This is a genomic window from Lentzea sp. NPDC004782, from assembly GCF_040609115.1.
Classification (GTDB): Bacteria; Actinomycetota; Actinomycetes; order Mycobacteriales; family Pseudonocardiaceae; genus Lentzea.
In genome coordinates, this window is the sequence record NZ_JBEXJN010000028.1 from 116,864 (window position 1) to 129,924 (window position 13,061).

The following is a 13,061-nucleotide window of genomic DNA, read 5'->3' on the forward strand; positions in this document are numbered from 1 at the left end:
ATGTCGACGTGGCGGAAGAGCAGCTACAGCGCGGATCAGCAGGACTGCGTCGAGGTCGGTCGTGGCGTCGGCATCCGGGACAGCAAGGCGCCGACCACGCACCTGCCCCTCTCGGACAAGGCGTGGTCGGCGTTCCTGGCCGAGGTCAAAACATCTCGCTGAGCACCTCCGGGTCGATCATGATCGGCGAGGGCCGGTAGGCCGGCGGCTCCACCCCCATCAGCGAGCGCACCAGGAAGTCCCAGCAGCGCGTCCGCACGTAGGCCAGCTTGTCGAGGTACAGGTGCTCGGCGCCCGGCACGATGAACATCTCGAAGTCCTTGCCCGCGGCGATCAACGCGTCGGCCAGCCGCAGCGTGTGGTCCGGGTGGACGGTGTCGTCGAGCTCGCCGTGCATCAGCAGCAGTTTGCCCCGCAACCGGTCCGCGAGCTCGGTGTTGGACGCGCGCAGCCAGGCCTCCGGATTGTCCGCGCCGTCGCACGACTCGGCCCAGCCCAGTCCGATGCAACGGGCGTCGTGCGAGCCCGACAGCGCGACACCGGCGTGATACGTCTCGGGGAAGGCGAGCATCGCCCGTCCTGCCGCGAACCCGCCACCGGAGTGGCCCATCACGCCCACGTGGGAAAGGTCCATCCACGGCCGGGAAGCAGCCAGTTGGTGCAGGGCCGCGACGTGGTCGTCGAGGCTGCCCGCGTCGGCGAGATGGCCGTACGAGACGTCGAGGAAGGCCTTGCTGCGGCCGGGCGTGCCGCGGCCGTCCAACGCCACCACCACGAAACCGAGCGCTGCCAACGGTTCCGCGTCCAGGCCCATGCCGCCGGGGTCGAAGCACGGCTCGACGCGCGTGACCTGCGGGCCGGGATAGATGCTGTCCACCACCGGATAGCTCGCCGACGGGTCGAACCCGCGCGGCTTGTACAGCAGGCCGTAGATGTCGGTGGAACCGTCGGCGGCCTTGACGCAGAAGCGTTCCGGGGCCGTCCAACCGGTGTCGAGCAACCGGCTGATGTCGGCTCGTTCCAACGAAACCAGCACGCGGCCGGACCAGTCGCGGACGGACGTCACCGGCGGAGTGTCCACAGTGGAGGCGGAGTCGACGAAGTACTTCCCGTTCGGCGCAACGGTGACGATGTGGTCGAGCGTGTCGTCGGTGACGAGCCTGAACCCGGTGCCGTCCAAGCCGACCGAGCACACCGTGCGGCGGTAGGGGTCTTCCGCGACCAGGCCGGAAGCCGTGAAGTGGACGACGCGCGAGGTCTCGTCGACGTGCAGGATCTCGCGGACCAGCCACTCGCCGGACGTGACCTGGCCGAGCAGGGCGCCGGTGTGCAGGTCGTAGCGGTAGAGGTGGCCCCAGCCGTCGCGCTGCGAGAACCACAGCACCTCGTCGGCCAGCACCCGCACGATCGGCAGGCCGTACATGAACTGGTTGGGGGTGACGCGGGTGTCACCGGTCTCGGTCAGCACGACGGTGACCTCGCCGGTGGCGGCGTCGAGGCGGTTCAGGGTGACGGTGTGCAGGTCGCGGGTCCGGCGGAGGAAGTACACCGCCGAGCTGTCGGAGGCCCACCACGCCCAGCCCGCCGTGATCGGTGAGAACTCCGGCATCAGCAGCGGCTCGCACTGGGCGCGAACCGTCGTGCCGGCGGCCACGTCGAACACGACCAGTTCGGCGAGTGGCAGGTCCGGGTCGCCGGGGTAGGCGTAGCGCTGGGTGCGCAGGGCGGAGACGGGGCTGGACTCCAGCAGCCAGGTCTGCCGGGTGGTGCGCTCGTCGGTCCGGTGGGCCAGCACCTTCGTGGCGTCGGGCGACCAGGCGAGGGCGGGAGGCAGGTGCGGCAGGCCGAACTTGCCCATCAGCGTGCGGTAGCTCATGGCGTCCGGGCCGTAGCCGTACCCGTGGTCGTCCGAGCCGTCGGTGGTCAGGGCCCACTCGCGGTCGCCGGAGCGCGCCCACAGGTCCTGGCCGCGACGCGAGACCGCGAACTTGCCGTCAGGAGAGGAGATCTCCAGCGGGTTGCCCGGCGGGGCGATGAACGGCGTGGGGTCGAAGTCCGGCTCACGGGTGCCCGCGGCCGGGTCGACGACGTGGAACTTCCGGTCGGCGCCGTCGCGGACCTGGTACCAGAAGCGGGCACCACCTTCGATCCACTGTGGACGGACCTTGTCTCCGACGACGAGTTCGCCGGGGGCGGCGGCGCGGTGGAGGAGCTTTTCCGCGGCCTGGTAGTTCTCGGTGGTGCTCATGGTGTTCGTCTCCCCAGTGGATGTGGTCAGAGGCTGGCGGCGGTGATGTCGCCGTACGCGGTGGTGGCGCGGATGGTGATCTCGGGGGTGTCGTTGTTTTTGAGGGAGTTGTGGATGCGGCCGTAGGTGGTGCCGGCGTCCAGTGCGGCGGAAAGCCCCGCGGCGACGGCGACGTTGATGTCGCCCTTCTGCGTGCTGATCTCCGCGGAACCGGTGAGGCGGCCCACGAACACGTCACCGGCCTGGGTGGTCAGGTGGACGCTCGCGGCCTCGTCGATCTTGATGTCGCTCTGCGCGGCCTCGAAGGCGACGTCGCCGAGCCTGCCGACGCCGCGGAACTCGGCGCTGGCGGCCTTCGCCTCGACGCGGGAACCGGCGGGCAGTTGCACGGTGATCTCGACCGAGCCGGACGGGCCGAGGATCTGGTTGCCGGCCTTGCCCGTGATGCGCAGGACACCGTCGGCGAACTCGACCTCGGTCCGCTCGGCGGCCTGCACGTCGCGGCTCTTCGCGGCGTTCGAGGGGCGGACCTCGACGGCGGTGTCGGTCCGGTCGGCGGCGATGAACTGGACGAGGCCCGCGGGGATGTCGAGGACGGCGGCGATCGGGGCGGGGGTGGCGAACTTCTGCATTGGTCTCAGCTCCTGAGCTCGTTGTTTCTGACACCGGAAACGCTACGTTGCGTTCACGAAATCAGGCAACGAACTTCGTTGCGAAGAAGTCGAGTAATAGCAGGTCACAGGCATAAAAGTGTTGCAATGGACGTGAGATCTAACGCAACGACCATGGCGTGAAGCGTTGCAATGAGATAAGGTGAACGCTATGCCAGGAGGTCGACTCACCCAGCAGGAACGCCGCCAGATCGCCATCGGCCTCGCCGACGGCCTCGCGTACGCGGAGATCGCGAGGAACCTGGACCGCCCCACCTCGACGATCACGCGCGAGGTCATGCGCAACGGCGGTCCGACGGGCTACAAGGCCGACATCGCCCAGTTCGCGACCGAACGCCGCGCGCAACGACGCAAGCGGGCCGCCCCCAGGGGCCGGCAGGTGCCGGAGCGGTCCGACGGGCGCGACCCGGAGGCGGTGCGGGAGTTCGAGGAGTCGTTCGCGGAGATCTTCGTGGCCCAGGGCCTGCCCAAGATGACGGCGCGGGCGCTCGCCAGCCTCTACGCCACCGACTCCGGCAGTCTCAGCGCCGCGGAGCTGGTCGGGCACCTGCAGATCAGTCCGGCCTCGGTGTCGAAAGCCATGGCGTACCTGGAAAGTCAGGGCCTGATCGGCCGCGTGCGCGATGAACGCCGCCGTGAACGCTATGTCGTGGACGACGGCGACATCTGGTACCAGTCGATGATCGCCAGCGCGGCCGGCACCGCCACGCTCGCGGAGGCCGCACGGCAGGGCGTCAGCGTGCTGGGTTCCGGCACCCCCGCGGCCACGCGACTGGAGAACATCGCGCGGTTCCTCGACTTCGTCAGCGAAAGCATCGTGCGTGCGGCCGAACAAGCCCGCGAGATCCTGCACCCGAAGGCGTAGGGCGCGCGCCGTCGATGAAGGGCTCCTTCATCGACCCCAAGTGGATGAAGGAGCCCTTCATCCACAACGAGGAGCGGCCGAAGGTCCGCCGTCTCGGGGGTGCGTCACTTGATCTGGTCGATCGCCCACTCCGCCCAGTCGCGCTGCATCGCCGAGTACCGCTTGCCCCACTCCAGGACCAGCCGTCCGTAGAACGACTCGTTGCTCTCGTCCCAGTCGACTGAGGACTCCACCTCTGCCAGCCGTTTCTCGCGCTCCTTCGCCACCTCTCCCATCGTCGCGAGGTAGCCGCGGGCCTGGTCCGGCGAGACCGAGCCGAGGAAGTAGACGCGCAGGAGGCTGCCGCTGCGCGGTGCGGAGCGCGGGTCGACCTCGAGCAGCCAGTGCCGCAGTTCCTCGAGCCCGGTGTCGGTGATCTCGTACTCCTTGCGTCCGCGCGGGCCCTCGGCATGAACGCGGATCATGCCCGCGGTCTCGAGCTTGCCGAGCTCGCCGTAGAGCTGGCTCTGGGTCGCGGACCAGACGTTGCCCATCGCCCGTTCGAAGCGTTTCAGCAGGTCGTAGCCGCTTCCGGGCTCGTCGGCCAGCATCCCGAGCACCGCGTGTCGAAGGCTCATGGCTTCATCATGACATTCCACTATTGACATGTCCACGCAGGAGCTTCTAACTTCGACATGTCACAGTTGGAATGTCGAGAAAGGGTTCGCCGTGAACTACCTCAAGAGCCTCGCCCCGTGGATCGCCTTCGCCGTCGTCGCGACGCAGTTCGACTGGCGCTGGTCCGCACTGGCCGGCCTGGTCATCTCCGCGGCGACGCTCCTGCTCGCCCGCCGCGAAGGCCGCAAGGCGGACACGTTGATCATCGAGCTCAGCGGGTTGGTGTTCTTCACGCTGCTCACCGCCGTCGCGTTCAGCTTCCCGGCGTCGCCGCTGAAGACCTGCACCGGCGCGCTCACCGACGCCTGGCTGGCGCTCACCGCCTGGGGCTCGCTCGCCATCGGCAAGCCGTTCACCCTCGGCATCGCCCGCACGACGACGCCGCGGAAGTTCTGGGACAACCCGGTCTTCAAGCGGATCAACACGATCATCACGCTCGCCTGGGCGATCAGCTTCACCGTTGGCGGCATCGCGGGCATCGCGCTGCTGAACTACGCGCCGCACGCCACCCTCGCGCTGATCGCGCTCAAGGTCCTCGGCTTCGGCGTCCCGGTCGCCTTCACCATCCTCTACCCGCGCAAGGCCCGCGCTCGTGCCCAGCAGGCCGCGTGAGGTCTCAGGCGCGCACCGCCACGGCCACACCCTGGCCCACGCCGACGCAAGCAGCCGCAATGCCAACGCCACCACCACGCGCCCGCAGGTGCCGCGCCACATCGATGATCACGCGCGGCATCGAGGCGCCCAGCGGATGCCCGTACGCGATCGCGCCGCCGTGCACGTTGACCTTCTCGCGGTCGATCTCCGGCAGGTGGTGCAGCACCGACAGCGCCATGGCCGCGAACGCCTCGTTGATCTCCCACAGGTCGATGTCGGCCGCGTCAAGATGCAGGCGCTTCAACAACTTCCGAATTGCCGAGACCGGAGCGATGGTGAACCGGTGCGGTTCCTCGCCGGTCGTCGCGGACCCGAGCACCTCGCCCAACGGCTCGACACCCAGTTCGGCGGCCATCGCCTCGGTGCCCATCAACGCGGCCAAAGCGCCGTCGTTCAACGGGGACGCGTTGCCCGCGGTCACCGATCCGTTCTCGGAGAAGGCCGGCTTGAGCTTCGCCAGCTTCTCGATGCTCGTGTCCGCACGGACGTTCTCGTCGCGCCGCACCGCTGTGCCATCCGGCAGCTGCACGGCGAATGCGAAGCCCTCGTGCACACCGGCGTCCCACGCAGCAGCGGCACGTCGGTGCGACCGCAACGCGAAGTTGTCCATCTCGGCGCGCGTGATGCCCAGCTCGTGCGCCACGTTCTCGGCGGCCAGGCCCAGCGGCACCGTGTAGTGCTTGGGCATCCGCGGGTTGACCAGGCGCCAGCCCAGCGCGGTCGACACGGTCTCCATCCGGTCCGGGAACGCCTTGTCCGGCCGTGCCGTCACGAACGGCGCCCGCGACATGCCCTCGACGCCGCCCACGACCAGCAGGTCCGCGTCGCCCGCGAGCAACGCCCGCGCACCCTGGATGACCGACTCGCCGCCGGACGCGCAGAGGCGGTTGAGCGTCACGCCCGGCACGGAGACCGGCAGGCCCGCCAGCAGCGCGGCCATGCGGGCAACGTTGCGGTTGTCCTCGCCGGCGCCGTTCGCGTCGCCCAGCAGCACGTCGTCGATGCGCGCCAGGTCCAGACCGGGATAGCGGCGCAGCAGGTCGACGACGGGCAGCGCCGCGAGGTCGTCCACCCGGATGCCGGAGAGACCTCCGCGGTACCTGCCGAACGGCGTGCGGGCTGCGTCGAGGATCAATGCGCGGGCCATGGCCCCATCTTGCGCCAATTACGGCTTAAGGAGGAACGGGACGTAACCCGTTTCGGGAGACACGTCTGAATCGGTGCTGAACGCCTTCACCTCGATCGCGTGCGCGCCCGCGCTCAGCGCGCTCGTGTTCAGTGAGATCCGCCACCGGCCCGCGGCGCCCGGTCCGTCCGCCGTGGTGGGGACGGTCGCGACGTGGTTGCCGTCGAGCCTGATCTCGTACCCGGCGAGGCCCGCGACCGCCGCGTGCAGGGCGTCGACGCGGACCTCCAGGACCAGGCGTCCCCTGGTGAACGCGGCGCCGTTCTCGATCGGCTGACCGCTCGCGTCGAGGACCTCGGGGACGGGGTCGGCGAGCACCGGGCGTGCGTCGACGAGCGGGGTGCCGGACTGGCGTTGCGGCGGGCTCTTGGGGCCGGTCAGCTCGACGTCGGTGTGGGTGACCTGGATGCGTTCCTGGGTGACCAGCTGGACGTTCAGGTTGTCGGTGAAGGCTTCTTTCGGCAGGTCCGCGACGGCCGGGTACTCGGCGCCGGGCTTCCACGGCGTGCCCGGCACCGCGGGTCTCAGCGGCACCTCGACGCCGTTGATCTTCACCGCCGTGACGGGATCGCTCTCGCGCGACGGGATCAGGGAGATCCGCAGCTGGCCCGCGGTGACGTCCTGGATCGGATTGGCGCTGCTCACCGGGCTGTCGATGCGGACCTGCGGGGTCGGCGCGGCCGGTGGCGCGTCGGAGTGGGCGGTCCGGTAGCCGATGAGGTCGACGCCGGCGCGGATGCGGTCGCCCGCGAGCGCCGCGACGCCGAACAACGCGGTCGCCTCGCGCCACCGCGGCACGAACGGGCTGGTCGCGACGACGTCGCCGTCCCTGGTCACCTGGGTGCCCTTGCTGGTCAGGACGATCTCCCAGCGCACGGTCACACCGGGCACGGCCGGCGGGATCGGTTTGGTCGCCGTGCCGTCCGGGACGAGCTCGACCACGGAGTTGCCGACGACGTCGGTCGAGACGGTCGCGCGGACGGCGCCCGGCAGCACCGGGTCGCCCTGCACGCTGACCGGCCCCGGCACGAGGTCCAGCAGCAGCTTGCCGCCGGTGCTCGGGGCGTCGGTCTCGATCACCAGGCGGCTGTCGTCGTCGGTGCGGACGAACGGCGTGCGGGACCTCAACGTCACCGCGCGCGTGCCGCAGCTGCTGCTGATGATCAACCGGTCGTGGTCGGCGTCGTCGCCGGAGGTGGCACGGGCGCAGTCGGTGCGCTTGGCGAGGCGCCAGCGTTGCAGGTCGGGCTCGTCCGGCTGGTCGAAGCGGTCGACGAACGTGTACGGGGCGTTGTCGGCGCGCGGTGTCGCCCTGGTCCTGGCGGGTTCGGACCGCTGGCCGAACGAGTCGACCGCGCGGATCTCGATCTGCAGCTCGCGCTCGTTCTCCAGGCCGTTGAGCTGGGTTCCTGGCCTGGTCACGAGCTTGGTCCGGTCGCCCCACCGCACCTCGTAGGAGGGCGCGTCGCCGGTCCAGTTGAGCTGGATCTTGTGGTGGCCGCCGCGCGCCACCACGTTGGCCGGTGTCGCCGGACGGCCCTGCGGGCTGGGCACCAGCACCTGCTCCGCCACGTACGGCTTGAGCTTCGTCGGCGGAGGGGGAGCCGTGGGCAGCGTCGAATTGCTCCCGTCGGTGTCCCGCAGGAGGATCACCCCCACCACCAACGCGAGCCCTGCGACAGCGAAGGCGACCCGCTTCATGCGAGTCACGCTAGGGCGTTGCCGCCAGCTCGAACACGGTTTCGGTGGTAACGGGTTCGCCATGGTCCGCCGGAAGGACGCTGAGCTTGAGCCGAGCGCGCGACCCCGGCGGCAGGTTCTTCACGTCGAGCCAGAACTCGTGCCTTCCCGGCACCGCGGAGCCCTGCTCGTCGGTCGGCAGCGAGACGATCCTCCTGCCGTCGAGCTCGAGCACGATGCCGCGGTGACCGATGGCGTTGACCTCGGCCGTGACCAGGATCCGGCCGCGGTGCGGGAGGACCTGCGGAGGCTTGGTGCCGTCCTCGTGCAGGACGTGCAGCCTGGGGGCGCCGGTCTTGATGCCGCCCGGCCGGTCCGGGAGCCTCGGCAACGCGCCGGGACGGCTCTCCGGCTTGCGGATCACCACGAGCCTGGCCGGTTCGGCGGCCGCGATCCGGCCCGCGCCGACCGGTACTTCCGCGACCCTGATCTGGTTGCCCGGCTCGGGCGTGACGATCTTGGCGGCCACCGCGTCCTGCGGCACCTCGGTGTCCGGGCCGATCGGGACGACCTCGGTGGGCACGACGCGTTCCGGCACGCCACCGACGCCGAACGCGTCCAGGAAGCCGCCGCCGTCGATCCGGATCCGCGGGTGGACCAGCGGCGTCGTGATCGCGACGGGCTCGTAGGCGACGACGACACCGTCCCGCAACGCCAGCACCGCGTCCGGCAGCACCCGCATCTCCCAGCGGTGCCGCACGCCCGCGACGAGGCCGGTCAACGGCGCGTCACCGAGCCGCACCTGCTTGCCGGTGCGGGGGAGGGCGGGGTCGGCGATGATCCGCGTGCCCTGCGTCGTCACGTCCAGGCTGACCGCGTCGCGCGGCTGGACGTCGTTCTCCTCGAGGTACTGCCAGGGATCCGGCAGCAACGTCAGCCGCACGTGACTCGACTCGACCGCCCCGGCGACGCTGATGATCGCCCGCGCGGTCGCGCCGTCACTCGCCGGCACCCCGAGCCTGATGGGCGTGTTCGACTGGAACGCGGCCGTCTGGCAGTCGACGTCGACGCGCTTGCCCGGTCCGAACGGCCGGAGCCCCAGGCACTCGGGTTCGGCCTCGATCCGCCACTTGCGGGGATCGAGCGACTCCGGCCCGTCGAACCTGTCGACCTGGCCGACGAGCTGGTCGTCCCACTTGTCGTCGTAGACGTCCTCGGGCGTCGCGGTGATCTTGAGCGGCTCCGACCGCCTGCCGGTCGCGTTGACCGCCCGGATCTCGACCTCCACCTGGTCGTTCGGGCTCAGGCCGGGGATCTCCACCTCGGGGCCCGGCACGAGCTGCTCGTGGCCGTTCCACCGCACCTCGTACGCCGGCGCCGAGCCGTTCCACGAGATCTGCAGCGCGTCCGCGTCGAGCGCCTGCGCCCGCGCGTTGGCCGGCGTCACCGGTTCCTGCTGCTGCACGACCTCGACAGAGCTGTCGATCTCCCGCTTCAACGTGTCCGGAGCGTCGCTCGTGCGCAGCGCCACGACGGCGGCGATGACGAGCGCCAGTCCACCGAGCCCGCCGGCGAGCGTCCGTCGATCCACTCGGCGACCTTACGACGTTTCCGCCGTGGCGGTGCTGCCGTTCAGCCCAACCACGCGTCCGCCACGCGACCCCAGGTTGCGCAGTGCCGCCAGTGCTCCCGGCTTGGTCAGGTCGATCGTGACCGTGGTGCGGTGAGGCTGGTTGACCAGCGCGTTCCGCCCTTCGTGGCCCGCCTCGATGGTCTTGGCGAGGCCGCCGGTGGACGCGAGCGATCCCCGTGCGGCGCCGAGCCGTCCGAGAGCGTCGTCCACGGCCATCAGCAACGCGTCCCGGTTGCCCTCGCACATGGCGCGGACCAGTTCCGGCCTGCTGCCCGCGACCCGCGTGCCGTCACCGAAGCTGCCCGCCGCGAGCGCCATCGCGAGCGGTCCGCCGTCCGCGCCCACCGCGGCCAGGATCGCGGCCATCACGTGCGGCAGGTGGCTGATCCGCGCGACCGCCTCGTCGTGCTCCTCCGGCGTGGTCGGCACGACGTGCGCGCCCAGGTCGAGGGCGAGCTGCATGACGTCGTTGAGGTGGTCGTCGGCCTCCTCCGGCGTGACGACCCAGGCGGCACCCTGGAAGAGCTCCGCGCTGCCCGCGTCCCAGCCGCTGCGGCTCGTGCCGGCCATCGGGTGCCCGCCGACGAACCTGACGTCCCTGGCGTAGCGGTGCACGGCATCGTGGACCGGGCCCTTGACGCTGGTCACGTCCGTGAGGCGGGTGCCCGCGGGAACCTTGCGGAGGAGGTCCGGCAGCGCGGGCAACGGCACGGCGAGCACGACGAGTGCCTCGGGATCGCGGCCGAGGGCCTCGTCGATCCCGACGACGTCGAAGCCCTCAGCGCGCGCCCTGTCCGCGTCTTCCTTGCTCGCCGTCGCACCCCACACCGTGCGCCCGGCAGCTTTGGCGGCCCGCAGCACGGAGCCGCCGATCAGTCCCAGTCCGATCACGCACACGTCTCGCACGCGCACATCATTCCGTGCGACACGTGCTCGGAACTACCGGAGGGCGTCCAGCGCGAACGCCGCGTACGTCGCCACCCCGTGCTCCATCGCGGCCTCGTCGAACAGCACCCGGTTCGAGTGGTTGGGCGCGGCGTCCTCCAGGTCGATGCCGCGCGGGCACGCCCCGAGGAACGCGAGCGCGCCCGGCACCCGTTGCAGCACGTAGGAGAAGTCCTCGGCGCCCATCAGCGGGTCCTGCATCGGCTCGCTCCACGACGGCCCCATCAGCTGCGCCGCGAGGTCGACCACGTGCTGCCCGACGACGTCGTCGTTCACCGTGACCGGATATCCGGGCACGATGCTGACCTCCGCGTGGCACCCGTACGCGGCCGCCGTGTGCTTCACGACCTGCTTGAGCTCCTTGTGCACGAGCTTGCGGGTCTCTTCCGACAACGTCCTGATCGTCCCGTCGAGCGTCGCGGTCTCCGGGATGATGTTCGTCGTCGTACCGGCCTTGATCTGCGCGACCGTCACCACCGCGGGCTGGTGGACGCTGATCCTGCGGCCGAGCATCGTCTGCAACGCCCCGACCATCGCCGCGGCAGCAGGCACCGGGTCGAGCGCGTTGTGCGGCATCGCGCCGTGGCCGCCGCGGCCCTTCACGTGGATGTGGAACGTGTCCCCGGACGCCATCATCGGCCCCGGCCGGCACGTCACCACGCCCGACTTCATCGTCGAGGTGACGTGCAGCGCGAACGCCTTCTCCACACCGCCGTCCAGCAGGCCTTCCTCGATCATGTACCGGGCGCCGTGGTAGCCCTCCTCGCCCGGCTGGAACATGAACACGACCCGTCCGCTCAGCGCGTCCCTGCGGTCCGCCAGCAGCCGGGCCGAGCTCGCCAGCATCGCCACGTGCGTGTCGTGCCCGCACGCGTGCATGCTGCCGTCCACTTCGGACGCGAACGGCAGCCCGGTGTCCTCCTGCAGCGGCAGCGCGTCCATGTCCCCGCGCAAGAGCACCGTCGGCCCCGGCCGTTCACCCTCCAGCACCGCCACCACCGAGGTGGTCGACTCGCCCGTCGTCACTTCGAGCGGCAGCCCCTCCAACGCGTGCAGGATCGCCGCCTGCGTCTTCGGGAGCTGAAGGCCCTGTTCGGGATGGCGGTGGATCTGGCGCCGCAGCGCCACCGTGCGGGGCTGCAGCGCGCGAGCCCCTTCGAGCAGTCCGGCGAGACGAGGGTCCGACGTAGTTGTGCTCATCTACCGATGGTGCCACCACCTCGGCTACCGGGAAGGTCGTCTGGGCCCTACGGTGTGCACATGACACAGCAGGAGCCGGTCAACGGCTTCGCGGTCGCGGTCGTCCGGGAGGACGGCCGCTGGCGGTGCAGCAGGATGGACAGCTCCGCGCTGTCGGAGCTGGACGCGGCGATCACACAGCTGCGCCAACTGCGGTCGACCGGCGCCGTCTTCGGCCTGCTGGCCGTGGACGACGAGTTCTTCATCATCCTGCGCCCGGTGCCCGGCGGAGTGGCGTTGCTGCTCTCCGACGCGGCCGCCGCGCTCGACTACGACATCGCAGCCGACGTCCTGGACCTCCTCCGGGTCGAACCGCCGGACGAGGAGGACACCGAGCTCTGGCCGGAGGGCGACCTGGGCGTGCTGGCCGACCTCGGCATGCCGGCGCACGAGCTCCAGATCATCGTCGACCAGGTCGACCTCTACCCGGACGAGCAGCTCCAGATGATCGCCCAGCGCATCGGCTTCATCGACGAGTTCACGAAGCTGCTCGACACGATCCAGGCGTGATCTCCTCCGAAGCCATGGTCCGCGCCGCCATCGCCGCGGCTTCGTCGTCGGGCGCGGACGTCCCGATCGGTGCGGTCGTCTTCGCTCCGGACGGCTCGGTGCTCGCCTCCGCCTGCAACGCGCGCGAGGCGCTGGGCGACCCGACCGCGCACGCCGAGATCCTGGCTCTCCGCGCCGCGGCCTCCCGGTTCGGCGACGGCTGGCGACTCGACGGCTGCACCCTCGCCGTGACGCTGGAACCGTGCACGATGTGCGCCGGCGCGTTGGTGCTGGCACGTGTTTCTCGTCTCGTTTTCGGCGCCTGGGAGCCCAAAACGGGCGCTGTGGGGTCGCTTTGGGACGTCGTGCGCGACCGTAGGCTCAACCACCGGCCCGAGGTGCAGGGCGGTGTGTTGGAGGACGAGTGCGCTGACCTGCTGGAACGCTTCTTCCGGACCCAGCGTTAACCCCCTGGATCCGGTCTTGTATTGTTCTTAGCGGTGGCGTGTCCGAGCGGCCGAAGGAGCACGCCTCGAAAGCGTGTGAGGTGCAAGCCTCCGTGGGTTCAAATCCCACCGCCACCGCCAAAGCTGGAAGGCGAGTGCTCGTGAAGAGCACTCGCCTTTTGCTTTGTCGGGTGTCTTGTGGGGGCGGAGCCCCCACGCCCCGCCGGGGGGGGGGGGGCCCCCCCCCCCCCCCCCCCCCGGGGGGGGGCCCCCCCCCCCCCCCCCCCCCCAAAAACAAGCACCACAACCCCCCCCACCACACCCCACACCCCCCCCCCCCCCCCCGCC

At 70.5% G+C, this 13,061-nt stretch carries 13 protein-coding genes and 1 tRNA gene; 6 read left to right on the plus strand and 8 right to left on the minus strand.

The window, feature by feature from the left end:
• Positions 1-162, plus strand: a complete 162-nt coding sequence (locus ABZV40_RS25925; RefSeq protein WP_355446519.1) for a DUF397 domain-containing protein — start codon at positions 1-3, stop codon at positions 160-162.
• On the opposite strand, the gene ABZV40_RS25930 is transcribed toward ABZV40_RS25925, so the two are convergent.
• On the minus strand, positions 146-2,248 hold the full coding sequence (locus tag ABZV40_RS25930) for a DPP IV N-terminal domain-containing protein (RefSeq protein WP_355446522.1): 2,103 nt from the start codon (positions 2,246-2,248) through the stop codon (positions 146-148). The two genes, ABZV40_RS25925 and ABZV40_RS25930, sit on opposite strands and share 17 nt — an antisense overlap.
• A 26-nt stretch (positions 2,249-2,274) precedes the next feature.
• Positions 2,275-2,880, minus strand: a complete 606-nt coding sequence (locus ABZV40_RS25935) for a DUF4097 family beta strand repeat-containing protein (RefSeq protein WP_355446525.1) — start codon at positions 2,878-2,880, stop codon at positions 2,275-2,277.
• 190 nt (positions 2,881-3,070) lie between these two features.
• Here ABZV40_RS25935 and ABZV40_RS25940 point away from each other — a divergent pair, with 190 nt between their 5' ends.
• Positions 3,071-3,784: a helix-turn-helix domain-containing protein gene (locus ABZV40_RS25940; protein WP_355446528.1), complete on the plus strand. Its 714-nt coding sequence runs from the start codon at positions 3,071-3,073 to the stop codon at positions 3,782-3,784.
• A 104-nt stretch (positions 3,785-3,888) separates the two neighbouring features.
• On the opposite strand, the gene ABZV40_RS25945 is transcribed toward ABZV40_RS25940, so the two are convergent.
• Positions 3,889-4,401: a PadR family transcriptional regulator gene (locus ABZV40_RS25945; protein ID WP_355446531.1), complete on the minus strand. Its 513-nt coding sequence runs from the start codon at positions 4,399-4,401 to the stop codon at positions 3,889-3,891.
• 91 nt (positions 4,402-4,492) lie between these two features.
• Between ABZV40_RS25945 and ABZV40_RS25950 the strand changes: the two genes are divergently transcribed.
• On the plus strand, positions 4,493-5,053 hold the full coding sequence (locus ABZV40_RS25950) for a hypothetical protein (RefSeq protein WP_355446534.1): 561 nt from the start codon (positions 4,493-4,495) through the stop codon (positions 5,051-5,053).
• A gap of 4 nt (positions 5,054-5,057) precedes the next feature.
• On the opposite strand, the gene ABZV40_RS25955 is transcribed toward ABZV40_RS25950, so the two are convergent.
• From ABZV40_RS25955 to ABZV40_RS25975, 5 genes are read right to left on the minus strand one after another with little or no spacing between them, the layout of a single operon-like run.
• Entirely contained in the window at positions 5,058-6,242 is a 1,185-nt protein-coding gene (locus ABZV40_RS25955; RefSeq protein ID WP_355446537.1) for an acetyl-CoA C-acyltransferase, read from the minus strand.
• 18 nt (positions 6,243-6,260) lie between these two features.
• Positions 6,261-7,982, minus strand: coding sequence for a hypothetical protein (locus ABZV40_RS25960; RefSeq protein WP_355446540.1), 1,722 nt, complete (start codon positions 7,980-7,982; stop codon positions 6,261-6,263).
• A 10-nt stretch (positions 7,983-7,992) separates the two neighbouring features.
• Entirely contained in the window at positions 7,993-9,552 is a 1,560-nt protein-coding gene (locus ABZV40_RS25965) for a hypothetical protein (RefSeq protein ID WP_355446543.1), read from the minus strand.
• Positions 9,553-9,561: 9 nt separating this feature from the next.
• Complete coding sequence (locus ABZV40_RS25970) at positions 9,562-10,500, minus strand: prephenate dehydrogenase (RefSeq protein WP_355446546.1); 939 nt, start codon at positions 10,498-10,500, stop codon at positions 9,562-9,564.
• A 33-nt stretch (positions 10,501-10,533) separates the two neighbouring features.
• Entirely contained in the window at positions 10,534-11,739 is a 1,206-nt protein-coding gene (locus tag ABZV40_RS25975; RefSeq protein WP_355446549.1) for a M20 family metallopeptidase, read from the minus strand.
• A gap of 60 nt (positions 11,740-11,799) precedes the next feature.
• On the opposite strand from ABZV40_RS25975, the gene ABZV40_RS25980 reads away from it, so the two are divergent.
• From ABZV40_RS25980 to ABZV40_RS25990, 3 genes are all read left to right on the plus strand, one after another.
• A complete protein-coding gene (locus tag ABZV40_RS25980; RefSeq protein WP_355446552.1) occupies positions 11,800-12,288 on the plus strand; it encodes a tRNA adenosine deaminase-associated protein in 489 nt (162 codons plus the stop codon).
• Positions 12,289-12,302: 14 nt separating this feature from the next.
• Positions 12,303-12,734: a nucleoside deaminase gene (locus tag ABZV40_RS25985; protein WP_355446562.1), complete on the plus strand. Its 432-nt coding sequence runs from the start codon at positions 12,303-12,305 to the stop codon at positions 12,732-12,734.
• A gap of 32 nt (positions 12,735-12,766) precedes the next feature.
• Positions 12,767-12,854 (plus strand) — tRNA-Ser (locus ABZV40_RS25990).
• The last annotated feature ends 207 nt before the right edge of the window (positions 12,855-13,061 follow it).